23 protein-coding genes and 1 pseudogene are annotated in these 23,795 nt (G+C 75.7%); 11 read left to right on the forward strand and 13 right to left on the reverse strand.

All coding sequences use genetic code 11. The features are described from left to right. The first annotated feature begins 138 nt into the window (after positions 1-138). Positions 139-996: a class I SAM-dependent methyltransferase gene (locus ACZ518_RS11425; RefSeq protein ID WP_469112955.1), complete on the forward strand. Its 858-nt coding sequence runs from the start codon at positions 139-141 to the stop codon at positions 994-996. A gap of 92 nt (positions 997-1,088) precedes the next feature. Here ACZ518_RS11425 and ACZ518_RS11430 read toward each other — a convergent pair whose 3' ends face one another. Together ACZ518_RS11430 and ACZ518_RS11435 are read right to left on the reverse strand one after the other, a co-directional pair. After that, complete coding sequence (locus ACZ518_RS11430; protein WP_469112798.1) at positions 1,089-2,588, reverse strand: DEAD/DEAH box helicase; 1,500 nt, start codon at positions 2,586-2,588, stop codon at positions 1,089-1,091. A 164-nt stretch (positions 2,589-2,752) separates the two neighbouring features. After that, a complete protein-coding gene (locus ACZ518_RS11435; protein ID WP_469112799.1) occupies positions 2,753-3,250 on the reverse strand; it encodes a MarR family transcriptional regulator in 498 nt (165 codons plus the stop codon). A gap of 90 nt (positions 3,251-3,340) precedes the next feature. On the opposite strand from ACZ518_RS11435, the gene ACZ518_RS11440 reads away from it, so the two are divergent. Further along, entirely contained in the window at positions 3,341-3,724 is a 384-nt protein-coding gene (locus ACZ518_RS11440; protein ID WP_469112800.1) for an HGxxPAAW family protein, read from the forward strand. A gap of 106 nt (positions 3,725-3,830) precedes the next feature. Beyond that, positions 3,831-4,034, forward strand: a complete 204-nt coding sequence (locus ACZ518_RS11445) for a cold-shock protein (RefSeq protein WP_469112801.1) — start codon at positions 3,831-3,833, stop codon at positions 4,032-4,034. A 78-nt stretch (positions 4,035-4,112) separates the two neighbouring features. On the opposite strand, the gene ACZ518_RS11450 is transcribed toward ACZ518_RS11445, so the two are convergent. The 3 genes from ACZ518_RS11450 to ACZ518_RS11460 form a co-directional block, all read right to left on the reverse strand. Continuing rightward, positions 4,113-4,334, reverse strand: coding sequence for a ferredoxin (locus ACZ518_RS11450; RefSeq protein ID WP_469112802.1), 222 nt, complete (start codon positions 4,332-4,334; stop codon positions 4,113-4,115). A gap of 5 nt (positions 4,335-4,339) precedes the next feature. After that, positions 4,340-5,527, reverse strand: coding sequence for a cytochrome P450 (locus ACZ518_RS11455; protein WP_469112803.1), 1,188 nt, complete (start codon positions 5,525-5,527; stop codon positions 4,340-4,342). Positions 5,528-5,660: 133 nt separating this feature from the next. After that, positions 5,661-6,005, reverse strand: a complete 345-nt coding sequence (locus ACZ518_RS11460) for a thioredoxin family protein (RefSeq protein WP_469112804.1) — start codon at positions 6,003-6,005, stop codon at positions 5,661-5,663. Positions 6,006-6,126: 121 nt separating this feature from the next. Here ACZ518_RS11460 and ACZ518_RS11465 point away from each other — a divergent pair, with 121 nt between their 5' ends. The 3 genes from ACZ518_RS11465 (at position 6,127) to ACZ518_RS11475 (ending at position 8,295) form a co-directional block, all read left to right on the forward strand. Then, positions 6,127-6,396 (forward strand): hypothetical protein, encoded by a 270-nt coding sequence (locus tag ACZ518_RS11465; RefSeq protein WP_469112805.1) that lies wholly within the window; start codon positions 6,127-6,129, stop codon positions 6,394-6,396. Between the two features lie 227 nt (positions 6,397-6,623). Further along, on the forward strand, positions 6,624-6,983 hold the full coding sequence (locus ACZ518_RS11470; protein WP_469112806.1) for a YciI family protein: 360 nt from the start codon (positions 6,624-6,626) through the stop codon (positions 6,981-6,983). Positions 6,984-7,059: 76 nt separating this feature from the next. Beyond that, positions 7,060-8,295: an RNA polymerase sigma factor gene (locus ACZ518_RS11475; protein ID WP_469112956.1), complete on the forward strand. Its 1,236-nt coding sequence runs from the start codon at positions 7,060-7,062 to the stop codon at positions 8,293-8,295. On the opposite strand, the gene ACZ518_RS11480 is transcribed toward ACZ518_RS11475, so the two are convergent. The 4 genes from ACZ518_RS11480 to ACZ518_RS11495 all read right to left on the reverse strand — a co-directional run bounded on the left by ACZ518_RS11480 (position 8,285) and on the right by ACZ518_RS11495 (position 16,813). Then, the gene (locus ACZ518_RS11480) at positions 8,285-9,751 is read right to left on the reverse strand and encodes a condensation domain-containing protein (RefSeq protein ID WP_469112807.1); all 1,467 of its coding nucleotides are present in this window, start codon (positions 9,749-9,751) and stop codon (positions 8,285-8,287) included. The two genes, ACZ518_RS11475 and ACZ518_RS11480, sit on opposite strands and share 11 nt — an antisense overlap. Positions 9,752-9,861: 110 nt before the next feature. Further along, on the reverse strand, positions 9,862-10,833 hold the full coding sequence (locus ACZ518_RS11485) for an ABC transporter ATP-binding protein (RefSeq protein WP_469112808.1): 972 nt from the start codon (positions 10,831-10,833) through the stop codon (positions 9,862-9,864). Then, complete coding sequence (locus ACZ518_RS11490; RefSeq protein ID WP_469112809.1) at positions 10,830-13,574, reverse strand: hypothetical protein; 2,745 nt, start codon at positions 13,572-13,574, stop codon at positions 10,830-10,832. Before ACZ518_RS11490 ends, ACZ518_RS11485 begins: the two co-directional genes overlap by 4 nt. After that, positions 13,571-16,813 carry an FtsX-like permease family protein gene (locus ACZ518_RS11495; protein ID WP_469112810.1) on the reverse strand — a complete coding sequence of 1,081 codons (3,243 nt, stop codon included), beginning with the start codon at positions 16,811-16,813 and terminating at the stop codon, positions 13,571-13,573. The genes ACZ518_RS11490 and ACZ518_RS11495 overlap by 4 nt, the downstream gene beginning before the upstream one ends. A gap of 159 nt (positions 16,814-16,972) precedes the next feature. On the opposite strand from ACZ518_RS11495, the gene ACZ518_RS11500 reads away from it, so the two are divergent. Continuing rightward, the gene (locus ACZ518_RS11500) at positions 16,973-17,722 is read left to right on the forward strand and encodes an ABC transporter ATP-binding protein (protein WP_469112811.1); all 750 of its coding nucleotides are present in this window, start codon (positions 16,973-16,975) and stop codon (positions 17,720-17,722) included. Here the strand turns inward: ACZ518_RS11500 and ACZ518_RS11505 are convergent. Further along, complete coding sequence (locus tag ACZ518_RS11505; protein ID WP_469112812.1) at positions 17,616-18,125, reverse strand: STAS domain-containing protein; 510 nt, start codon at positions 18,123-18,125, stop codon at positions 17,616-17,618. The two genes, ACZ518_RS11500 and ACZ518_RS11505, sit on opposite strands and share 107 nt — an antisense overlap. Before the next feature lie 17 nt (positions 18,126-18,142). Between ACZ518_RS11505 and ACZ518_RS11510 the strand changes: the two genes are divergently transcribed. Continuing rightward, positions 18,143-19,054 carry a hypothetical protein gene (locus ACZ518_RS11510; RefSeq protein ID WP_469112813.1) on the forward strand — a complete coding sequence of 304 codons (912 nt, stop codon included), beginning with the start codon at positions 18,143-18,145 and terminating at the stop codon, positions 19,052-19,054. Between the two features lie 15 nt (positions 19,055-19,069). Here ACZ518_RS11510 and ACZ518_RS11515 read toward each other — a convergent pair whose 3' ends face one another. Both ACZ518_RS11515 and ACZ518_RS11520 read right to left on the reverse strand, forming a co-directional pair. Beyond that, entirely contained in the window at positions 19,070-20,113 is a 1,044-nt protein-coding gene (locus tag ACZ518_RS11515; RefSeq protein WP_469112814.1) for a hypothetical protein, read from the reverse strand. Positions 20,114-20,326: 213 nt separating this feature from the next. After that, positions 20,327-20,613: pseudogene (locus ACZ518_RS11520) on the reverse strand (UTRA domain-containing protein); the annotation flags it as partial. Between the two features lie 55 nt (positions 20,614-20,668). On the opposite strand from ACZ518_RS11520, the gene ACZ518_RS11525 reads away from it, so the two are divergent. After that, entirely contained in the window at positions 20,669-21,304 is a 636-nt protein-coding gene (locus ACZ518_RS11525) for an HAD family hydrolase (protein ID WP_469112957.1), read from the forward strand. Here ACZ518_RS11525 and ACZ518_RS11530 read toward each other — a convergent pair. Next, entirely contained in the window at positions 21,285-21,764 is a 480-nt protein-coding gene (locus ACZ518_RS11530) for a hypothetical protein (RefSeq protein ID WP_469112815.1), read from the reverse strand. The genes ACZ518_RS11525 and ACZ518_RS11530 overlap by 20 nt on opposite strands. Positions 21,765-21,830: 66 nt before the next feature. On the opposite strand from ACZ518_RS11530, the gene ACZ518_RS11535 reads away from it, so the two are divergent. Both ACZ518_RS11535 and ACZ518_RS11540 read left to right on the forward strand, forming a co-directional pair. Next, positions 21,831-22,937 (forward strand): DUF2330 domain-containing protein, encoded by a 1,107-nt coding sequence (locus tag ACZ518_RS11535; RefSeq protein ID WP_469112816.1) that lies wholly within the window; start codon positions 21,831-21,833, stop codon positions 22,935-22,937. 13 nt (positions 22,938-22,950) lie between these two features. Then, positions 22,951-23,793 carry an alpha/beta fold hydrolase gene (locus tag ACZ518_RS11540; protein ID WP_469112817.1) on the forward strand — a complete coding sequence of 281 codons (843 nt, stop codon included), beginning with the start codon at positions 22,951-22,953 and terminating at the stop codon, positions 23,791-23,793. The last annotated feature ends 2 nt before the right edge of the window (positions 23,794-23,795 follow it).

A 23,795-nucleotide genomic window follows, 5' to 3' on the forward strand; every position in this document is an offset into this window, starting at 1 on the left:
CGGGTATCAGAGTTGGACCGATGCCGTTCCGCTGGAGGATGACTCTCTGTGTCGCACGTTTCGCAGGCCCCCGTCAGCAACCCCGACGCCGGGTCGCCCGAACCGCCCGCACCGCCCGCACCCAAGGCGTTCAGCGAGGTGGAGGGCTGGTTCTCGGCGTATGACCAGGTCCTCTTCGACTGGTTCCTGACCCGCCAGAACGAGGCCGCGCCGGTGGCGGGCGACATCCTGGAACTGGGCGCCTTCATGGGCAAGAGCGCGATCTTCCTCGCCGGATACCTCCGCGGGGGAGAGGAGTTCACGGTCTGCGACCTCTTCGACTCGCCGGCCCCCGACGACTCCAACGGCGAGGAGGTGCAGGGCTCGTACCCCAGCCTCACCCGCCGCGGGTTCGAGACGAACTACCTCGCCTTCCACGAGACGCTCCCCACCGTCATCCAGGCCCCGACCTCCGTCGTGGCCGAAAAGGTGCGCCCCGGGAGCTGCCGCTTCGTCCACGTCGACGCCTCCCACCTCCACGAGCACGTCGTCCAGGACATAGCCTCCTCGCGGATCGTCGCCACCCCGGACGCCGTGGTGGTGTTCGACGACTACCGATCCGCCCACTGCCCCGGCGTCGCCGCAGCCGTCTGGGCCGCCGTGGCCACCGGCGAGCTGCACCCGATCGCCGTGTCCGCCTCGAAGCTGTACGCGACCTGGGGCGACCCGGCGCCCTGGCAGGAGGCGCTGCGCACCTGGCTGGAGGGCCGCACCGACCTGTGGCACGGCGAGGACATCATCGACGGCAAGCCGCTGGTGCGCATCGGTGACGAGGGAGTCTCGGCGCCGCCCGCCCCGCAGCTGCTGCACCCGCCGGCCCCCGAGCCCGCCCCGGCCCCGCCCGCCCCGAAGCCCGCGCCCCGGCCGGGGGTGCGCTGGCGCAGGCTCGCCAAGGACCTGCTCCCGCCGGTGGTCACCCGCGCGATAGTGGCCCGGCGGCGGCGCGCCCGGGCCTGACCCGGGCCTGACCCGCCCCGTGAGCCGGTGTCCGGCGGGAACCCCGCCGGACAGCGGGTCACGGGTCCGCCGGACGGCCCGGGACCCGGGTCTCAGAGGCCCTTGCGCACCCGGGCGGCGCGGCGGGCCTCGGCGGCCTGGCGCGCCTCGATCGTCTTGCGGGACTCCTTGCCCCGGCCCGGGCGGGTGCCCAGGCCCCGGAAGCCGAGCTCCGTGCCGCTCGGGCGGCCCTTGGCGTCGGTCGGCAGGGCCCCGGACAGCGGGACCCCGGAGGGCCTCTTCGCGCCGGTGATCCGGCTCAGCGAGGCCTCGCCGGAGCGCACCTGCGTGATGGTGGGCCGGATCTTGGCGTCGGCCATCAGGCGCACCATGTCGCGCCGCTGGTTGGGGGTCACCAGGGTGACCACCTTGCCGGACTCGCCCGCCCGTGCGGTGCGGCCGCCGCGGTGCAGGTAGTCCTTGCTGTCCGCCGGCGGGTCCACGTTGACCACGAGGTCGAGGTCGTCGATGTGGATGCCCCGGGCGGCCACGTTCGTCGCGACCAGGACCGTGATCAGGCCGTCCTTGAACTGGCCGAGGGTCTTGGTGCGCTGCGGCTGGGACTTGCCGCTGTGCAGCCCCTCCGCCCGTACGCCCATGGCCCGCAGGTGCTTCACGAACTGGTCCACGCCGTGCTTGGTGTCCAGGAACATGATGACCCGGCCCTCGCGGGCCGCGATCTCGGTCGCCGCCGAGACCTTGTCCGCCGCGTGGATGTGCAGCACGTGGTGGTCCATCGTGCCGACCGACGCCGACTGCGGGTCCACGGAGTGCGAGACGGGGTCCTTCAGGTACCGGCGCACGAGCTGGTCGACGTTGCGGTCCAGAGTGGCCGAGAACAGCATCCGCTGCCCGTCGTGGTGCACCTGGTCCAGGATCTCCGTGACCTGCGGCATGAAGCCCATGTCGCACATCTGGTCGGCCTCGTCCAGCACCGTGATCCGCACCCGCTCCAGGTGCACGTCACGGCGTCCCACCAGGTCGCTGAGGCGGCCGGGGGTGGCGACCACGACCTCCGCGCCGGTGCGCAGCGCGCTGGTCTGGCGGCCGATGGAGAGCCCGCCGACGACGGTGGCCATGCGCAGCTCCAGGGCCTGCGCGTACGGGGTCAGCGCCTCGGTCACCTGCTGGGCCAGCTCGCGCGTCGGTACGAGGACCAGGGCGAGCGGCCGCTTGGGGTCGGCCTTGCGCCCGGCCGTGCGGGCCAGCAGGGCCAGTCCGAAGGCGAGGGTCTTGCCGGAGCCGGTACGGCCGCGGCCGAGGATGTCGCGTCCCGCGAGGGAGTTGGGCAGGGTGGCCGCCTGGATCGGGAAGGGTTCCCGCACCTCCTGCTCGGCCATGGTCCTCACCAGCTCAGCGGGCAGCCCGAGTTCGTCGAACGAGGCCACCGGGGGCAGCGCCGGGGTGGTGGTCCGCGGCATGGCGAACTCGCCCTGGGGGCCGAGGGTCCGGGGGGCCTTGCCGGCTCCCTTGGCACCCTTGGCTCCCGGCTTGGAGCCTGCCTTCGCCCCGGCCTTGATGCCGAAACGCCCGTGAGCTGACGGGTTCTTCATGCAGAACCTTCCGTGAGGAGAGTGAGGCGGGCGGGGGCCGCGGCGGTGGGAACGGCGACGAGCCGGGGTCCGTACCCCTCGGTACGGTCCCCGGCTCGTCGTACGCGTCCGCACCGGGCGCCGCCGCCCCGCGCCTCAAGTTTCCCGGCCATTTTACCAGCCGGTCACCGGCCGGGCCTGGGGTCGAGCTCCCCGGAGCGCACCCGGGCGAGGTGGGCCCGCATCTCGACCGCCGCCCGGCCGAACCAGTCGGCGATCACGGCGGTCTCGTCGGGGGTGTACTCGGCGAACACGGCGGCGAGCCGGTCGTAGAAGGGCTGGTAGGTGGCGATGACCCGGGCGGCGGCCTCGGGGTCGGCCACCACCCGTACCCGGCGGCGGTCGGCGGGGTCGGGCTGCCGGCGGGCGTACCCGGCCTTCTCCAGCCGGTTGAGCACGCCGGTGACGGCGCCGGTGGTGAGGTTCACCAGCCCGGCGAGGTCGCCGGCCGAGAGGGGCTTGTCGCAGGCGGCCAGGATGTGGGCGAGGCAGGTCAGGTCGGTGACGTTGATCCCGAGGAGCTGGGCCACCTCCTGCTGGCCGACGAGGCCGAGGGCCACGTACTGGTCCATGCGTGCGATCGCCTCCCCGGCCGTGGCCGCGGGGCGGGGCTTGCCGTGCACCGACACTCTCCTTAGTATCTAAGTTACTTAGCTCGTGAGATAAATGATCCTGCTCCGAGCGTACTGCCGCCTGCCCATCGAGGGGGAATCATGAGTGCCCACGGCGACGTCGACCTCGGCCACACCGTGGCCGGCTGGACCGGAACCACCCTGGCCCTGCTGGGCTGCGCCGGAGCGGGCGCCGCCCTGTGCGCCGCCTGGACCCCGGGCGTCTGGCTGGGCCTCGGCCTGGTCGTGGCGGCGGGACTGGTCACCTGGCTGCTCCACCTCGCCGGCTGGGGCAAGCCCAGCGGCCCCCGCCCGCGCGAGGACTGGGACTGGCGCGTCCGGGACGACGGCGCCCGGACGGGACACGCCGACTGCCTGGGCTGCCGGGCGGGCGGCCCGCGCCGCGCGGCGGCGGCCTCCGCGGGCCGCCCGGCCCTCGGCGGCCCGTCCGCCGACCCGCTGCCCGTCGGGGACGGCGGCGCCTGAACCGCCCCGGTTGGCCGCGTCCGGAGTGTGGCGTGCGGGACGGGTGGGCAGTATCGAGACGGCCGCGTATGCGGCCCCAGCGGAACGTTGAGAAGGATCAGTACCGATGGCAACTGGCACCGTGAAGTGGTTCAACTCGGAGAAGGGGTTCGGCTTCATCCAGCAGGACGACGGCGGCCCCGACGTGTTCGTGCACTTCTCCGCCATCCAGGGCAGCGGCTTCAAGTCCCTGGAGGAGAACGCCCGGGTCGCGTACGACGTCACCCAGGGCCCCAAGGGGCCCCAGGCGGAGAACGTGGTCCCCGAATAGCGCCGGCCGCCCCGCGGTTCCCGTCGCCGGGAGCCCCCGCCGGTCACCCGGCGGGGGCTCCCGCACGACGGGCCCCGGTCAGTCCGCCGGGCCCTCCGGCGCTTCCCCGGCCTCCCGCACGGTGATGGCCGAAACCGGGCAGGCGCGCGCGGCCTCCCGGACCAGCGGGCTCCCGTGGCCGTCCTCGCGGCCCGCGAGCACCTCGCTGAAACCGTCGTCGTCCTGGGTGAAGACCTGCGGCGCGGTCAGCACGCACTGGCCGGCGCCGATGCACACGTCCTGGTCCACGGAGATCCGCACGCCGCTCACCACGTCACGGGCAGTTCGAGCATGCCCTGGATGGTGTCGCCGGGCTTGAAGGGGATCCGGTCCGGATCGGCCGCCAGGCGCAGTCCCGGCAGCCGCTCGAACAGGGTCCCGAGGGCGATCTCCATCTCGGCGCGCGCCAGGTTCTGGCCCAGGCACTGGTGGATGCCGAAACCGAAGGCCAGGTGGTGGCGGGTCGGCCGGTGCCAGTCGAGCGCGTCGGGGTCGGCGAAGACCGCTTCGTCGCGGTTGATGACCGAGGTGGAGAAGACCACCCCGTCGTCCGGCCGGATGGTCACCCCGCCGACCTCGATCTCCCGCGTGGCCACCCGCAGCATCCCGTCCGCGATGGACAGGTACCGCATCAGCTCCTCCACCGCCTCCGGCATCAGGGTGGGGTCGGACCGCAGCTCGGCCAGCTGCTCCGGGTGCCGCAGCAGGGTGAAGGTGCCCAGCGAGATCATGTTCGCCGTGGTCTCGTGCCCCGCGATCAGCAGGATCCCGGCCAGCGACACGAGTTCCTCGACGTCGGTCTCGCCCGCCGCCAGCCGGGTCGAGACCAGCTCGTCCAGCAGCCCGTCACCCGGATCGGTGCGCTTGCGCCGGATCAGGGCCTCCAGATAGGCGTCCAGCCGGTCCCGGGCCTCCTCCACGTCGGCGGTCGAGGGACCGCGCAGCAGCCGCCGCGACTGCTCCTCGAAGAAGTCGTGGTCCTCGTACGGGACCCCGAGGAGGGCGCAGATCACCATGGACGGCACCGGCAGCGCGAAGTCGCCCACCAGCTCGGCCCCCGGTCCCCGGGCCGTCATCGCGTCGATCAGCCGGTCCACGGTCTCCTGGATCCGGGGGCGCAGGGCGGCCGTCCGCTTGACCGAGAAGCTCGGGATCAGCATCCGCCGCTGCGTGTTGTGCTCGGGGTCGTCCACCCCGAGCAGGGCCGTCCGCCGGTTCTGCAGCCCCTTGAACCGGGCGGTGGGGGCGGGGAAGGCCTCGTTGGTGCGGTCGGTCGACAGCCGGCCGTCGGAGAGCAGGGCGCGCGCCTCGGCGTGGCCGGTGACCACCCATACGGAGCGGCCGTCGAAGAGGGTGACGCGGGAGAGCGGCCGGCTCTCCCGCAGTGGCTGGTAGGCGGCCGGCGGGTGGTAGGGGCAGGTTCGGTCCTGCGGGAAGGCAACGGCATCGGACATGGAAAGCAACACCTCGCAAGCGATGGTTCCGTCTCGCCGGACTCCATTACATGCCTGAGGCACCTATCCCACCTATGCCACTTTCGGCCAGCCTGCCCGGGTTCACCCGCCGGGCCGCGCGGAGCCGGCGGAGCTACAGGTGCGCGTCCAGGAAGGCGCGCAGCTCCGCCCGCCCCATCGGGCCCGCGTGCGTCGCCACGGCCTCGCCGGACCGCAGCAGCACCACCGTCGGGGCACCCGCCACCCCGTAGCGCCGCACCTGTCCGGGACAGCGGGTGATGTCGGCGCGCACGGCGGTGAACCGCGCGCCGTACTCCGGGCCCCCGGCCAGCTCCGCGACGAGGGAGTCCATCTCCCGGCAGGCCTCGACGGCCTTGGGCCAGGTGCCGGTGAAATAGGCCAGGACCGGCCCCGGCGCCATCCCGGTGATGAAGTCGAATTCCTGGTCCTCCAGCGGCCGGTGTACCCGACTGGCCATGGGTGGTGCTCCTCGGTTCGCGTACGACGTGACCGCCAGCCTATGGGGTGCCCGTGGCCCCCCGCGGATCCCCCGTGGATCACGAGGGCCCGTTGTCAGTGGCGGCTGTGAAGCTGGACGCATGGACGACAGCATGCCGCGCCGCCGTGTCTACGGAGCCGACCACGAAGACCCCGACCCGGGCCCGCGCACCGGCCACGCCTACGGCGAGCTCGTGGGCGGCCCCCTCGACGGGCTCCTCCTCGACGTCACCGGCTGGGGCGCCGACCGGCTGGCCGAAGAAGCGCGCCTGCCGACCGAGATAGGCCGCTACGGGGCGGGCGGCCGCGCCCACTACCGCCGCCGGTCCTCGGACCCCGGCCGCTGGGACTGGGCGGGCGACAGCCGGTAGCCGCCCCGGGCGGTGGTGAGCCCCCGGACCGCCGACGTGTGACCGGGGGCTCCGCCCCTTTCTTCGGCCGCCGGGGCCCGGCCGGATGCGGCGGGGAGGCGCCCGGTGGCCGGTTCCGCGGAACCTCCGAAGAATTTTCCGGGGAGCTGTCGATCCGGGCGCCTCCCGTTCGACGCAGAGGTGAGAGGCGGGGGAGAGGCCCCCGCCCCCACGACCGAGGAGTCACCATGCCGCGCTTCCTGACGCTGATCCGCATCGACGAGCAGAAGCTGACCCCCGAAACCCCCTTCCCGGCCGGCTTCGAGGAGCGCATGGGCGCCCTGATGGAGGAGATCACCAAGGCCGGGGTGATGCTCGACACCGCCGGCCTGCTCCCCACCTCCGAAGGCACCCGCGTCACCTGGTCGGGCGGGAGGACCAGCTTCACCGACGGCCCCTTCACCGAGACCAAGGAAGTCGTCGGCGGCTACGCCTTCCTCCAGTGCAAGGACAAGGCCGAGGCCCTCGAATGGACCAGGCGGTTCCTGGAGACCCACCCGGCGGAATGGACCGTCGGCGCCGAGGTCCGCGAAGTACAGGAGATGTGACCCGGCCGCGGCCCGCGCCGGGTGCCGCGTTTGCCCCGCACCGTCGCGGCTGCTCTGATGGGTGGCCGTGACGGCAGTGAGCGCGGCCCGGGCGGTCGAAGCGGTGTTCAGGATCGAGTCCGCGCGGGTCATCGCCGGTGTCACCCGCATCGTGCGGGACGTCGGGATCGCCGAGGAGATCGCACAGGACGCCCTGGTCGCCGCCCTGGAACAGTGGCCGCGGGACGGGGTGCCCGACCGGCCCGGTGCCTGGCTCATGGCCACCGCGAAGCACCGGGCCGTCGACCTCGTCCGCCGCAAGGAGACCTACGCGCGCAAGCTCGCCGAGGTCGGCCGCACCCTGGAGGACGTACCGCCGCCGCCCGAACCGCCGGAACCGGACGACATCGACGACGACCTGCTGCGCCTGGTCTTCACCGCCTGCCACCCGGTGCTGGGCACCGACGCGCGCATCGCGCTCACCCTGCGCCTGGTGGCCGGCCTCACCACCCAGGAGATCGCCCGCGCCTTCCTCACCTCCGAACCCACCGTCGCCCAGCGCGTCGTCCGGGCCAAGCGGACCCTCGCCAAGGCCCGGGTGCCCTTCGAGGTCCCCTGCGGAGCCGACCGCGAACAGCGCCTGGCCTCCGTGCTGGAGGTCATCTACCTCGTCTTCAACGAGGGCTACTCGGCCACCGCCGGCGAAGACCTGCTGCGCCCCGCCCTCTGCGAGGACGGCCTGCGCCTGGCCCGCGTACTGGCCGCGCTGATGCCGGACGAGCCCGAGGTCCACGGACTCGCCGCGCTGCTGGAGTTCCAGGCCTCCCGCACGGCCACCCGCACCGGCCCCGACGGCGAGCCCGTACTGCTCGCCGACCAGAACCGGGCCAGGTGGAACCGGCTGCTCATCCGGCGCGGAGTCGAATCCCTGCACCGGGCGGGCAGCGGCCCCTACGCCCTCCAGGCCGCCATCGCCGGCTGCCACGCGGCCGCCGTGCGCTACGAGGACACCGACTGGCAGGCCATCGCCACCCTCTACGGGAGGCTCGCCGAGCAGCTCCCGTCCCCGGTGGTCGAGCTGAACCGGGCGGTCGCCGTCTCCATGGCCGAAGGCCCCGGAGCGGCCCTGCCGCTCGTCGACTCCCTCGCCCGGGAGCCCGCCCTGCGCTCCTACCACCTGCTGCCGAGCGTACGCGGGGACCTGCTGGAGCGGCTCGGGCGCGGTCCCGAGGCCCGCGCCGAGTTCGAGAGGGCGGCCGCCCTCACCCGCAACGCCCGCGAACGGGACCTGCTGCTGGCCCGAGCCGCCGCCCTCCAGGAGCTCAGCCCCTGACGCGCGCCGCCCGCTGCTCGGAGCGGCGCGGCGCCGTGAGCGCGACGGGCCTGCGGAAGCCGCCGGTGCGCGCGACGCTCTGCACGGTGAGCCTCAGCGCCTCCTGGAAGTCGCCCATCGTGCGGCGCGCGGCCGGGGTGTCCACGTACAGCGAGTTCATGTGCAGCCCGTCCGAGTCCCGCTGGAACCACGAGCAGGTCCCGTTGGCCCGCGCCGACCACACGTGCGTGGCGGGCCGCCACTCGTCGTGCCGGTCGGCGCCCCGGCAGCGGCGCATGTCGATGTACGAGAAGAAGTTCACCGGGTACGGCCAGGAACGGCCGGCGAACTCCTCGGGCGCCAGCAGCTGCCAGGCCCGCACGAACGGCACGTCGAGGTGGCGCATCATCTCGCTGAACCCCGCCCGCACCTCGCCCATGACCTGGCCGAAGTCCTTGCCCGGCGAGGCGTCGAACTCGATCGGCAGGGTGTTGACGAACCAGCCCACCGAGTCGTTCCAGTCCTCGCGCCCGCGTTCGCTGACGGGCATGAACCCCCGGTACACCCCGGGCCCGCCCGCCTCGCGCAGACACACGCCCACCGATCCGAGCAGCCCCATGAACGGCTTCCCGCCCGCCTGCCCGCACACCTTCTCGAAGACCTCGGTCTCGGCGGCGTCCAGCAGCGTCGACGCCTCGTTGACGATCGGGTACATCCGGTCCGGCTCCACGCCCAGGTCCAGCGGGAAACGGGGGAAGAACTCCCCGCCCCGGGCCGTGAACGACTTCCAGTAGCCGAGGCGCTCGTCGTCCGCCCCGATCGACAGGTAGCGGCGGCGCTGGGCGTCGGCGAAGTCCAGGTAGCTGGGCGCGGGCGGCAGCACGGGCTCCTCACCGCGCCGCAGCGCCTCGTAGCAGGTCAGCACGTCGTGGACGACGACCGGCATCGACATGCCGTCGCAGACGATGTGGTCGAAGGCGAGGTACACCGTCGCGGACTCCGGGCGCAGTACCGCGCCCATCGTGAACAGCGGCCACGCCAGGGTGTCGATGCTGCGGGTGAACCGCTCCGAGAGGAACTCGCGCTGCCGCTCCACGTCGTCGAACTCGCCGACGTGGCGGGCCTCCAGGGAGAGCACCTCGGGCGCCAGGGGCTCGCAGGACAGCTCCCCGGCCAGCCGCCGGAACTCGCAGCGCAGCACCTCGTGCCGGCGTACGAAGGCCAGCAGGGCCCCGGCCAGGGCCGGTTCGTCCAGGGCTCCCTCGATCTCGAAGGTGACGGCCACCCAGGACGCCATGGGGTCGTCGTCCGCGCGGCTCTCCTCGGCGACGGTGAAGTGCTTGTCCTGGTTGAAGGACGCCTTCTTGCCCTCCTCGTCACCCCGGTCCGGTCCCTGTGGTCCGGTGGCGGCCCGCAACCGCCACTCGACCAGGCGCCCCGGCTCCATGTGGTGCATCTGCAGAGGAAACTGCCGCATTACGTCATCCCTTCGCCCCCCGGTTCAGCCCCTAGCCCCTAACGACACCCGGGCCGCGGAAGTGACGCCCGAACCCCCGGCGCCGGTCGGGACGGTGAACGCGGCGGGGTCTAGGCCGGGTCTGCCGGGTCGTCGGCGTCGTCGCGCCGGACCTCGATGCGGTCGGCGGCCAGGTCGACCGCGACGCGGTGCTCCATGCCCAGTGCCTCCAGGAACTTCTGCGGCAGCTGCACCCGGCCGGTGCGGTCCAGCATCACGTACTCGCGCTCGCTGACCGACTCCGTGCCGTGCTCGTCGGTCACCGTGCGGCGCAGCACCTCGCTGCTGGTGCGGCCGTCGCGGATCGCCACCGTACGGCGGACCTCGCCCGCCACCATAGGGTCGTGGGTCACGATGACCACGGTCGCGCCCAGCTCCCGGTTCACGGTGCGGAAGGCCTCGAAGACGGCCGCACCGGTCTCGGAGTCCAGCTCGCCGGTCGGCTCGTCGGCGAGCAGCACCGCCGGTTCGTTGGCCATGGCCACGGCGATGGCCACCCGCTGCTGCTGGCCGCCGGACAGCTCGGCCGGGCGGCGCCCGCCGAGGTCGCCGATCTCCAGCGCCTCCAGCAGCTCCGCGACCCGGGCCGACTGCCGGGCCCGGGCGCCGCGCCCGCTGCCCTTCAACTGCATGGGCAACGCTATGTTCTGAGCTGCCGTCAGGAACGGCAGCAGATTGCGCGCGGTCTGCTGCCAGACGAACCCCACCGTCTCGCGCCGGTAGCGCAGCCGGTCCCGCGCGGACATCTCCAGCAGGTCGTAGCCGCCGACGGTGGCGGTGCCGGCGGTGGGCACGTCGAGCCCCGCGAGGATGTTCAGCAGGGTGGACTTGCCGCTGCCGGAGGCCCCGACCAGCGCCACCAGGTCGCCCTGGGCCACCGTCAGCTCCAGCCCCTGCAGGGCCTGCACCTCGACGCCGTCGCTGGTGAAGATGCGTACCAGGCGGTCGCAGGCGATCGCCGTGCCCTCGGCGTGCCGGCGCGGTGCGGCGGCCGCCAGGGCCTGGCGCCGCAGTTCCTCGTACGTGGGCGCTTCGGTGTTCAACGTCGGTCTCCCGCTCTCAACTCGGTGGTGATCTGACGCCGGCCGTTCACCGCCGCCTCCGCGAGCACGGCCGCGGCCACCAGCCCCGCCAGGCCCAGCGCCTGTACGAGCACCGGCCGCAGCCCCAGCCCCAGCCCGGCCGGCACGGTGGCGCCGACCAGCGTCGACAGGTCGACCGACGGGCCCAGCAGGGCGATCGCGGCGACCGCCGTCAGGGCACCGCCCACCGGAGCCGCCAGTACCTGCGGCAGCGACTCCGTCAGTACGAGCACCACGCCCTGCCGGGGGCGCAGGCCCATGGTCCGCAGCCTGGCCAGCAGCGCGGCCCGCTCCGGGGCGGCCCGTACCAGGGTCAGCAGCACGGACAGCAGCGCGAAGCCGGCCGCCGCGGCCAGGGAGGTCCAGAACAGCTGCCCCGCCGCGTGCTGGAGCGGGTCGCCGGCGAGTTTCGCGGAGACCGCCGCGCTGGTGTGCACGAAGGTCCGCTCGGCGACGGGGGCCGGCGTGTGGGCGCGGACCAGCCCGCGCAGCCGCTCCTCGTCGACCGGGCCCAGGGCGAACCAGTGGTTGGGGTGCGCCGCCTCCGGTACGCGGGGGAGGACCGCCCAGGCCGGCAGCACCATCACCGCCGCCTCCACGGACGGCTCCGCCGGGGTGCCCTCGACCAGGCCGACCGGCCGCGTCCGCAGTTCCATACCGCCCGCGACGCGGACCCGGAGCTCGCCCCCGGAGTCCTTCCCGGTGAGGTTCTTGCTGATCAGCACCGGAACGGGAGCGTCCGCACCGCCGCCCCCGGCGAGCCGGGCGGGGTCGAACCGACCCCGGCCGGCGGCCTCGGACAGCGCGGCGTAGGCCGCCGGATCGGCGACCACCGCCCTGACCCGGGTGCCGGTCAGGTCCTCCGACATCAGCAAGGCGTCCCGGTCGGTCCACACCCCGAGGGAGCTCCGTACTCCGGGCAGCGCGTCCGCCGCCCGCAGGAACTCCGGTGTCAGCACGTCCCTGGGCGGGGCCGACACATGGGCGTCGCCCCCGACATCGCCCCGCGCCGCCTGCAGCCGGGCCCCGTCCACGGAAGCCAGCACGGCCGACCCGAACCCGCCCGTGGTCACCGCCAGCAGCAGAGCGACGAGGGGCAGTACGGAGGGACGCGCGCCCCCGGAGTTCCCCCGGGCCGCGCGCGCCAGCCCGAGGAAGCCGGTCAGGCCGCGCCCGCGCCCCGCCGCCCGGGCCGCCAGCCGCGCCAGCGGCGGCAGGATCCGGGCCAGCAGCAGCCCTCCGCACAGCGCGAGCAGCAGCGGGGCCGCGACGAGCAGCGGGTCCAGCCCCGCCCCGGCCGGGGCGACCCCGCGCCGGCGGACCTCGGCCACGGCGGCCGCGGTGGCGGCGAGGACCAGCAGCTCCGCCACCAGCCTGCGCCGGGGCGCGGCCGCGCGTCGCGCCGACAGCAGCACGAACGCCCGTACCGGGAAGGCCAGCAGGGCCGCCAGGGCGACGGCCCCCGCCGCGAGCAGGCCGGGTGCCGTCCGCGGGGTCGGCAGCAGCAGGACGCCGAGGGCCGCGGCGAGCACGGCGGCGGGCAGCACGGTGACGGCCGCCTCGCCCAGCAGCCGGCGCAGGAGGCCGGCTCGGGACCCGCCCCTGGCCAGCAGCAGGGCCAGTTCGGCCTCCCGCCGGTCGCCGGTGAGCCCGGCGGCCAGGCAGAACACCACCAGGGCGACGCCCGCCACCGCGGCCGGCCCGATCGCGGCCAGGGGTGCGGCGGCCTGCCGGCGGGCTTCGGCGGCGGCGAACAGCTTCGGCAGTTCGGAGGTGATCAGGATGTCCGGGTGGCCGGACTCGGTGATCAGCCGGTTGGCCGTGGGACCGGCCACGTACGAGGAGATCTGCCCGGCGACCTCGGGCAGCCGGTCGGCCCGCAGGGAGCCGATGTCCACCGGCAGCCTCCAGAAGTCCGTCGCGCGGGTTCCCCAGCCCGCCAGCCGGCCGATCCCCTCGGGGCCGACCAGGGCGGACGCGTCCCACCAGGACTTCTCCTGCTTCGTGTCCCACTTGAGGCAGGCCTGCACGAGGCAGGTGTCGCCGGTGTCGCTCCAGTAGGCGTCGGCGGCGTCGGCCGGGGCGAACAGGCCGACGACCTCGACGCTCATCGGCGGGGCGATGGCCGAGGAGCCCTCCAGGACCGAGCCCACCTTGGCGCCGATGCTGTCGGCCGTGCTCTTGGCCAGGGCGACCGGGACGGTTCCCTCGCCGCCGCCGGACGGCCAGCGCCCCTCGACCAGCCGGCTGTGGGAGGCGATCTGGGGCAGGTGCAGCAGGTCCAGGTTGGGCGCGATGTCCGACGGCCGGGCGAGCCCGGGGCCCGTCAGGGGGCGCGAGTCCTTCGCGCGCACCCCGTACACGGGGCCGGAGCCGGCCAGGCGGTATCCAGGTCCGACGGCGGAGCGCAGGGCGGCCAGCGTGGATTCCAGGGCGGCCGCGGGGTCCCCGTGCTCCGGGGTCCGGGCGGTGGCGGCGAGGCTGGTCTCGCCCGGGCCCTGCTCGGCCAGATAGGAGCGCAGGGCCCGGTCGGCGCCCCGGTCGAGGGAGCGCGGCAGCGCGGTGGCCAGCAGGACGGAGACGAAGACCAGCACGGCCGACAGGAGCGCTGCCAGCGGCGCGGCGCGCAGCCGCGTCCGCACCCAGCCGGCCCCGCCGCCCCTGGGCGCGGGGGTACGGGGAGCGGTGGTCGGGCCGGTCATATCTCCTCCACGTGGCGCAGACGGGCGGCGGCGCCCCGGGACGTGCGGTCGCCGCGGCCGCCGAGCACCGCGGACAGCAGAGGCAGCGCCGCGATGGCGGCCGCCAGCAGCAGCGTCCGCAGGCCCGGCAGGTCCACCAGGACCCCCGGCACCGGGCGCTGCGCGGCGGGGGTGAGCACCATCAGCGGCACCGTCAGGTGCACGATGGCCGCGCCCACCGCCAGTCCCACCCCGGTCCCGAGCACGACGAGGACCAGGCCCTCGGCGGCCGCCGCCCGGGCCGGGCCCCGCCGGGGGGCTCCGAGGGCCAGCAGGATCGCGGACTCCCGGGCCCGCCGGCGCGCGGCCGCCGCCCAGGAGGCTGCGAAGCCGATGGCGGCCAGCACGGCGCAGGACAGGGCCAGGGCGGCCAGCGCGATGCGGGGGCCGGCGCTCAGCGGGTCGTCCAGCAGCCCGGCGGCCACCTCCTCGCGCAGCAGCAGCCGGTGGGAGCCGGCGCCGGCGCGCAGTTCGGCGGCGGCCCGCGCGGGCGCGGGGTCCGAGGCGGACGCCGCGGGCAGCCACCACTCCTCGGCGGGGGGCAGGGCCCGGCCGTCGGTGGCCGCGAGCAGCCGCCCGGCGGTGGCCACGTCGACGGCCACGGCCCGGTCGCCGGACGCGGGCAGCGCCCCGACGGCGGCGGTGATCCGCACCGGGAGGGTGGCCGAGCCGAGCAGCACCGGGATCCGGTCGCCGACCTCGGCCCCGACCGCGGTCAGATAGGCGCGGGTGGCGATGCCCGGCAGCTCGGCGGCGGCCGGCCCGCCGGCGCTGAGGCTCAGGTCGTAGCCGCGCAGCGGGGCCCCCGCGTACCGCAGCCGCAGCAGCGCCCCGTCGGCCGGCAGCAGCCGGGCGGCCCGGGCGTCCCCCTCCAGGAGCGGGGCCACCAGGTTCCAGGCGGGCGCGGCGGCCTGGACGGGGACGGCCGGGCCGCCCGGCTCCGCCGTGACCGAGACCCGGCTCAGCGCCACCTCCGCGTCGACCGCCGACGCGGCGTCCGGCCGGGCGGACCAGCCGGCATCGGACCCGTACGACAGGGCGAGCCCCGCGATGGACAGGGGTTCGGCGGCCGCTCCGAGCGGGGCCCCGGCCAGCGCCGCGACGTCCACGGAGAGGGTGCCCTCGCCGTTCTCCGGCAGCGGCTGCATCGGCGCCCGGTAGGTCAGCCCGAACCGGTCGCGCAGCAGTACGCCCAGCCGGGCGCCGCCGCTCGCGCCGGATGCCCGTACCGACACGCCGAGGTCGATCCGCTGCGGCCGGCCCGGCAGCGCGATCCCGGCGCCGCCCGGGGCGTCGACCGCCAGCGGGGTGAACAGTTCCCCCATCGGCCGACCGTCCCGCAGGTCGGCCCGCAGCGGCACCCGCCGCGCGACGGCGGGGGCGTCCAGCGCCAGCAGCTCCCCGGTGGACCCGTCCGGCAGCCCGTGTTCGGAGCGGACCACGGGGAGCGCCCGGGCCCCGCCCGGCAGGGACGCGTACCGGCCGGCCCGCCCGGGGGCGGCCAGCTCGCTGCCCGTGACGCGCAGGCCCCCGGCGGTGGCGAACTCCGCCTGGTCGCGCTGCGAGGCGGACCAGGCGGTGTGCTGGCCGAGGGCGAGCACCCCGCTGGACACCGAGAGCACCAGCAGCAGGACCGGTCCGGTGGCCCGGCCCGGGCGCCGGGCGAGCTGCCAGCCCACGAGCGCCGGGCCGAGCCCGCGGCCCCGGGCGGCGATCCGGCCCCCGAGCCGTGCGGCGAACGGCAGCAGCCGCAGCACGAGGAGGGTGCCCGCGCACAGGGCCAGGGTGGGCGCGGCCACCAGGACCGGGTCGACGCCGAGTCGGCCGCCCGGCCCGGTGGCGCCCCCGCTGTAGCGGTCGAGCTGGCGGTACGCGAGGACGGCCAGCGCCACCACCGCGAGGTCCAGGCCGGAGCGCGCCGCCCTCGACACCACGGCCGCACGGCGGCCGGCCTTGCGCAGCGCGGCCGCCGCGGCCCCGCGCAGCACGGAGGGCAGGGAGGTCAGCAGGACGCATCCGAGCGCGCAGCCCGCCGCCGTGGGCCACAGCAGCCAGGCCCCGCCGGTCTCGACGGGGGCCTTGGCCAGCGGCCCGTAGTGGTTCGCGAGGCGCAGCAGCGGTGGGGTGAGCAGCGGGGCCAGGACAGCGGAGGGCAGGGCCAGCACCAGTGCCTCGGCCGCCGACAGCAGCCCGAGCCGGCGGCGGGAGGCGCCGCGCGAGGTGAGCAGGACCCGTTCGGGCTCCTGGCGCTCGGTCAGCAGGTGGGCGACCAGCAGCAGGGCGGCCCCGGCCAGGACGGCCAGCTGGAGCGCCCCGACCAGCAGGGTGGAGCGGGCCACCAGCCGTCCCGTCTCCAGGACCGCGGTGTAGTCCTTGAGCGCGGTGGTGACCGTGAGCCCGGCGGGGCCCTTGGCGTCGGTCTCCGGTGCCAGGCGGCGGAGCCTGTCGATGTCGGCGGCGCGGGCGGCGCGGAAGTCGGGGGTCAGCAGCGTGGCGCGGCTGTTCTGGACCAGGGCGCCGCCGGTGAAGGCGGAGTCGTGGACGAGCAGCGGCCCGTAGCTGGTGAAGGAGCCGACCCGTACCTCGCGGCCGCCGAGCGGATCGAGCCGCCAGTACGGGGAGTCCGGCTCGGACGCCCGGTAGACGCCGGTGACGAGCACGCTCAGCGGCGCCCCGCCGTAGCGGTCCTCCAGCCGTACCTCGGCCGGCAGCGCCTGCGGGCTCACCCCGAGCCGGTTCAGCGCGGCCTCGGGCACGGCCACCGGGACCCGCCCGGGGCGCTCCCCGACGGCCTCGGGCCACTGGCCCGCGAGGAGCCGTACGCGGCCGGGGTCGAGGGCGGCGAGCAGGGTGAGGTCCGGTTCCCGGCCGGGGGTGCGGGGGCCCGGCAGCCCGTACGAGCGGCTGCGCGCCACGTTCTCGACGCCGACGGGCAGGCTCCCGAACAGGCCCTCCGCGAAGCTCCGTACGGCCGCGTCGTCGCCGGCCCGGGCGGTCACCGCGTGCTCGCCCGTGAGGACGACGGCGGTGTTCGACCGGCCGGCGGTGCCGGTCAGCGCCTGTCGCAGGCCGGCGTCCCCGACGCCCCGGGTGAAGGCCAGCAGCGCGGTCAGCGTGGTCGTGGTGATGAGAGCGGTCAGCAACACGGCGGCGGCGAGCGGCAGTCGCCCGCGCAGCCGGCGCACGACGAAGCCGATCATGTGCCTGTTCCTTCCCCCGAACCGGACCTGGGGCACCGGATAGCGGACGATGTTGTCAGATCCGGTCTTGGAGAGGAAGGGACTTGCGTGATTGATGTGACGGATGAGCAAATTCGGACGCGAAGGTAGCGAACAGCACCGGCCGAGGGGGAGCCCACCATGACGCAGCAACCGGACCGAGAGCCCGCGGCGGAGGGTGCAGACACCGCGGACGCCGTGCCGCCCATGATGGCGGTACGCGACCTGCGCAGGAGCTTCGGCACCGGGGCGAACGCCGTACACGCCCTGCGCGGGGTCTCGTTCGAGGCGCGGCGCGGCGAACTCACCGCGCTCAAAGGCCGGTCGGGCTCCGGCAAGACCACCCTGCTCAACCTGGTCGGCGGCCTCGACACCCCGAGCGGCGGCACCGTCGAACTCGACGGCACCGACCTCTCCACCCTCGACGAGAACGGCCTGCTCGCGCTGCGCCGCGACCGGATCGGCTTCGTGTTCCAGTCGTTCGGACTGATCCCCGTGCTCACCGCCGCCGAGAACGTCGGCGTCCCCATGCGCATGCGTAAGGTCCCGGCCCGGCAGCGCGAGGAACGCGTCCGCACCCTGCTGGCCCTGGTCGGCCTCGCCGAACACGCCGAACAGCGCCCCGGGGAGCTCTCCGGCGGTCAGCAGCAGCGCGTCGCCCTGGCCCGCGCGCTCGCCAACGAACCCGCCCTGATCATCGCCGACGAGCCCACCGGCCAGCTGGACTCCGAGACGGGCCGCTCCATCATGCGGCTGCTGCGCGCGGTCGTCCGCAGCGAGGGCGTCACGGCCCTGGTCGCCACCCACGATCCACAGCTGATGGAACTCGCCGACCGGGTGGTCGAGTTGCGCGACGGCCGGGTCGTCGAGCCGGCCGCGGCCGAGCGCTGACCGGCGGCAGCGGGGCCCGTACCCGGTCCCAGAGCTCCAGCAGCAGGCGCACCGACCGCGAGGCGGCGGCCAGCTCCCAGCCGCGGCCGCCACGGCACCACCGCTCCAGGACGTCGAGCAGGGCCGAATCGCAGAACTCGACCTCCGCCGCGTGGAGGACGAGGCGGCGGACGCCGAGAGCGGCGGCCCCGTCGAGGAGGACGCGCAGCGGGGCGCAGCTGTAGTGGTCGAACTCCCCGGCCAGGCTGACGGAGAGGACCCCGTCGCGGACCGTGGAGCGGATGCGGGGGAGCGGCGGGCCGTTCACGCCCCTCCAACGGGCCGCGCCCGGGACGGGAACCGGCGGCCCGCCGCCATTCACCCGCGTGGCCGTGGGGCGCGGCCGCCCCGGGCGGGTGGCCATGACGGACAGTGGGGCGCGTGGATGCCGATGCGGAACTGGATCTGGACGAGATCGTCGACGCGCTGTACCTGCCCCACCCGGCCGGGTTCACGGCGGCGCGGGACGCGGCGGCGGCCCGGGTGAAGGAGGCCGGGGACCCGGCGGCGGCCAAGCGGATCGCGGCGCTGCGGCGGCCGACGCTCGCGGCCTGGGCGTCCAACACGCTGGTACGGGCGAAACCCGACGAGACCGAGCAGTTCCTCCAGCTCGGGCAGACCCTGCGGGCGGCGCACCGCTCCCTGGACGGGGATCGGCTGCGCGACCTCTCGCACCAGCAGCACGTGGTGATCGGGGCGCTCGCGCGGGAGGCCGCGCGGCTGGCCGAGGAGGCGGGGACCCCGGTCTCCGAGGCGGTGGTCCGGGAGCTGGAGAGGATCCTGCACGCCGTCCTGGCCGACCCCGACGCGGCCCGGGAGTGGGCCTCGGGCCGGCTCGTACGGGCCCCCGCGCCGGTGTCGGAGTTCCCGGCGGTCGACCCGGACGCGGCGCCGTCGCCCCCCGGCCCCCCGGCGCGGCCCGAACCCGAACCCGAACCGGAACCCGAACCGGAGCCGGTGGCGCCCGGGCCCGAGCCCGTCGTCGACCCCGCCCGCGCGGCCCGGCTCGCCGCGGCCCGGGCCGCCGCCGAGGACGCGGCGTGGGCCGTCTCCGCCCGAGAGGAGGAACTGCGCATGGCGGAGGAGGCCCGGCAGCACGCAGTGGCCCGCGCGGCCGACGCCGACGCCGCCGTCGAGCGCCTGCTGGGGGAGGCCGAACAGGCGCGGGCCGCGCGGGACGCGGCGTACGCGGCGGTGTCCGAGGCGGAGGCCCGCCACCGCGAGGCCGACCGCGCGGCCCGCGCGGCGCGCCTCGCGGCGGCCTCGGCCCAACGCCGCCTGCGCCGCCTGTAGGCCGTGCCCCACGGATCAGGCCGGGCCCGTGGTGCCCGGCGCCGCGCCACCGCCGGTCACCCCGGCCGGAGCCGGGGCCGGGGCCTGGGCCGGGACGCCGGCGCGCGGGGCCGCGCGGCCCGCCACCGGCATCAGCTGGCCCGTCGCCGCGAGGGCGAGGCGGGAGAACAGCGTGCCCGAGAAGCCGAACAGGAGGGCGATCGCCAGCGCGATCGGCCGGGCGGGCGCGCCCCAGGAGTTGTCCAGGAAGACCTGGCCCAGCAGGTTCAGCTCGGGGTCGGCGAGCATCCGCACCAGCAGCAGCCCGCCCGGCGCGGCCAGCGCGCCGCCGACCGGCGCCAGCACGAGGACCCCCCAGGAGGCGGGCCGCTGCGCGCGCATCACGCCGATCAGCGGTGACAGGAACCCGCCCAGGCCCCCGAGCAGCAGCGACAGGCGGTGGTCGAGGGCCAGGCCGAGCAGCAGTACCGCGCCGAGGCCGGTCAGGGCCAGCCACAGGGCGATCCGCTGGAGCTCGTACTCCCGCTCGAACGCGTCGTCCTCCTGCCGGGACAGCTGCTCGGTGACGGCGATCAGCAGGGCCCGCCCGGCGGCGGGGTCACCGGAGGCCGCGGCGAGTTCCGCCGCGAGGGAGCGGTGCGCCGGGTCGTGCTCCGAGGCGAGCCGCAGCCGCAGGGCGGTGACGCGCAGGGCGATCTCCTCCGGCCCCTCCAGCCGCAGCAGCTGGCTCTCGGCCTCGTGCAGCACCCGCCAGGCGGAGGCGAGTTTGGACAGCGGGATGGCGACCACCCAGCGCCGGGGCAGCAGCCGCCAGACCACCTGCCCGTTCCTCTCCAGCCGGTCCAGCCGGTCGCCGACCGCCTTGAGCGCGGCCGACCCCTGGGCCGCCCCGGCCGCGCACACGTCGATCCGGGCGCGGCAGTCGTGGATGCGTGCCTGGAGCAGGCGGTAGCGGGGAGCGGCGATCAGTCCCCGGCTGGTGATGTACACCACCACCAGATAGCAGCCGCAGACCAGCCACAGCGCCCAGCGCCCCTCCCGGACGAGGTACTCCGCCATGCCATCCCCCCTTCGGCGCCCGGCCGTTGACCATGGCCGCCGCCCCAGGGGCATCTTCCTACGCGCGGCCGACCGCTGTCAGGGTTTCCGGACCGGCGGGCACGTGGACTTCGGGCAGGTCCCGCATCACCGGCCCCGGGAGCGAGCGATGCGCGGCGGCGTCGGCGGCCAGGCCCTCGAGGACGGGGTGCACCGTCCGCCCCACCGTTCCCCGCCCGGGTGGCGTTCCAAGGGGGTTGCTACCGCCGAGTTGCTCACACTGAAGGTGACGCTCCCGGCTCGGTACCGGTCGTCCGACCACTCGATCGGGCGCCCCGTGCGGGTGGCCGAGACATGTCGCTGACGCAGCAGGGGGCTGCCGCGCCGGATCTCCAGCAGGCGGGCGTCCTCGCTGCCCGCCGGGAGGGCGTCGATGAGGTGTTCGCCGCCAGGCTGTCCATCACCGAGCGGCAGTCGGCCGGGAGGGCCTCGACGGCGGCCTCGACCCAGTCGGCGTAGACCCGTGCTCGTCGAGGCGGCCACCGCGTGAGGGCGCCGGCCGCCGTCCTCTTCGACATGGACGGCACCCTCGTCGACACCGAGGTGCTGTGGTGGCGGACCACCGAGGAGACCGCCGCCCGGCTCGGCCACGCGCTCGGACCGGCGGACGCCCCCGAGGTCGTCGGCCGGGCCGTCGCGGACACCGCCGCGCACCTCGTACGGACCGCCGGCGCCGGCGCGGGAGCCGCCGGCGCCGTGGCCGCGGAACCCACCGAGGGGTTCTTCCGCCGGGTCGCCGCAGGGGCCCCCGTCCGCCCCGGCGCCCGGCGGCTGCTGGCCGCCCTGGAGGCCGAGGGCGTGCCCTTCGCCCTGGTCAGCGCCTCCCCCAGGGTGGTCGTCGACCAGGTCGTGACGGGTGCGCCGGCCCAGGTGCCCTTCGCCTTCACCCTCTCGGCCGACGACACGGACCGGACCAAGCCGCACCCCGACCCCTACCGGGCGGCCGCGGAGCGCCTGGGACTCGCGCCGGGGGAGTGCGTGGCGGTGGAGGACTCCCCGGACGGCGCCGCCTCGGCCGAGGCCGCCGGCTGCCCGGTTCTGGGCGTGCCCTCGCTGCTCGGGGTGCCGTCCTCGTCGGCCCGGACCTTCGCGGCCTCCCTGGAGGAGGTCACCCCGGCCCTGCTGGGCGGCCTCACGCGCACAGCGCGATGAGGTCCACGATCCCCTCGGCGTAGGCCGCCGACACCGAACCGGGCGGGCCGGCCAGGCCGCCGCGCAGCAGCGGCAGGCCGGCCCGGACGTGGGCGGCGCACTGGCCGTAGAGCCCCGCCTCGTACGGGGTGCCGTCGTCCTCCGAGTTCAGCAGCGCCAGCAGCGTCCACAGCAGGGCCTCGCGGGTCGCCAGCCGGGGCGGCCCGGCCGACCAGATCGCCATCAGCACCGCGCAGGCCGCCGGGGCCGGGGGCCACAGCCGCGACCGGGCGAAGACGTGCCCCTCCAGCGCGTGGTACGCCGCCGGGTGCCCCTCGGCCGCGTCCCACAGGGTGCCCTCCAGATGCCCGGCCGAGCGGCCGCAGCCGCAGACGACGGACTCCCAGTCGTACCGCGCGATGGTCTCCAGCACGGCGCCGGGCACCAGCGGGCTGGTGCGCGGCGGTTCCTTCCCTCTCATGGGGCCCAAGTATGGGAGTGCGGGGGGAACCGGTCGAGATCCGGCCACGTCTGAGAGCCCGTGTGGATGAAGAGAAGAATCCTGGGCCTGCTGTTCGCCCTCCTCGCGACCCAGTTGGGGTCCCTGATCAGCCCCGCGTACGCGTGCGGCTGCGGGGCGATGATCCCCGAGGAGGCCTACCGGATCGGGGTCGACCGGGAGAGCTCCGTGGTGCGCTGGGACGGCCGGTCCGAAGAGATCGTCATGCGCTTCACCGTGGGCGGCGACGCCCGCCGCGCCGCCTGGATCATGCCGGTCCCCGGCCGGGCCACCGTGGAACTCGGCGATCCCGCCCTCTTCCCCCAGCTGACCGAACTCACCCGGCCCGAACGCAGGACCCGTACGTACTTCTGGCCGCGGGACAGGGACTGGCCCTTCTCCTCCGGGCCGGGGGACCGCGAGGCCGGCGCCGCCCCCGGCGCGGGCGCACCGGTCGGCGTGGTCGGCCGCGAGCGGCTCGGCGACTTCGACGTGGCCCGGCTGACGGCCACCGACCCGGAGGCGCTGCGCACCTGGCTGGAGGCCAACGGCTTCAAGATGCCCGACCGGCTCGCCCCCGAGCTGAAGCCGTACGTGGAGCAGAAGTGGGAGTACGTCGCCGTCCGCCTGGTTCCCCGGGAGCAGGACCGGAGCCTGCGCGGCGAACTCGACCCGCTGCGCATCCGCTTCGACAGCACCCGCTTCGTCTACCCGATGCGGCTGTCCCGGCTGGCCCGGACCCCGCAGTCCCTCGGCCTGTACGTCCTCGGCGACCACCGGATGGAGCCCGCGTCCGCGATCGGCGGCGCGACACCCGAGGTGACCTTCGCCGGGAAGATCGCCCCGGAGGGCGCACTCGGCGAGCTCACGGGAGGCAAGCCGGTGTTCCTGACCGCCATCGACCAGCGGTTCCCGGACCCATCCCGCATCGACGGGGACCACGAACTGCGCGCCACCGCCCGGGACACCCCCTTCCGGCGGGCCGTCTACCACGACGAACTCCTCACGGCGGGCGGGGTCCCGGTCTGGCTGCTGACGGTGGGCGGCGTCTCGGCGGCCGTGGCGGCCGGGGCCGTCCTGCTGGCGACGCGCCGGCGCCGGCCGGCCCGCTCGCACGGCCGGGGAATACCGCTTGACCTGCCGGAACGCGGCTGACAGGGTCCCGACCGTGATCACCTTCTCCGCATTCGACGGAACCCGCCTCGCCTGCCACGTCCGTGGCGGCGACGGGGCCCCGCTGGTCTGCCTCCCCGGCGGCCCCATGCAGGACTCCGCCTACCTGGCCGGCCTCGACGGCCTCTTCCCGCACCGCCGCCCGGTCCGGCTCGACCTGCGCGGCACCGGCGGCTCGGCGTCCTGCGAGGACCCCGCCGCCTACCGCTGCGACCGGCTCGTCGACGACGTCGAGGCCCTGCGCGAGCACCTCGGGCTCGACACGGTCGACCTGCTCGCGCACTCCGCCGGCGCGAACCTGGCCGCCCTGTACGCCGCCCGCCACCCCGGACGCGTCGGCCGGCTGCTGCTGGTCACGCCCAGCGTCTTCGCCGTCGGCATCCCCGTCACCGGGGAGGACCGGCTGGAGGCCGCCCGGCTGCGCGCCGCGGAGCCCTGGTTCGCCCCGGCGTACGCGGCCCTGGAGGAACTCGTCGCGGGCCGGGCCACGGCCGGCACCATGGGGGCCGTCGCCCCGTTCTGGTACGGCCGCTGGGACGACGCGGCCCGCGCCCACCGGGCCGCCGAGGCGGGCCAGAAGAACCAGGAGGCGGCCGCCGCGTACGGAGCCGAGGGCGCCTTCGACCCGGAGGCCACCCGCGAGGCCCTCGCCGGGCTCGCCGCCCCGGTGCTGCTGCTCGCGGGCGAGGCCGACCTGGCGGCCCCGCCGCGCGCGATGGCCGCGTACGCCGCCCTGTTCCCGAACGCGGAAGTCACCGTCCAGCCGGGAGCCGGCCACTTCCCGTGGCTCGACGATCCGGCCGCCTTCGGCGACGCCGTCGCCGAGTTCCTCCGTTAGAC

Source organism: Streptomyces sp. NPDC033966 (genome assembly GCF_055575955.1).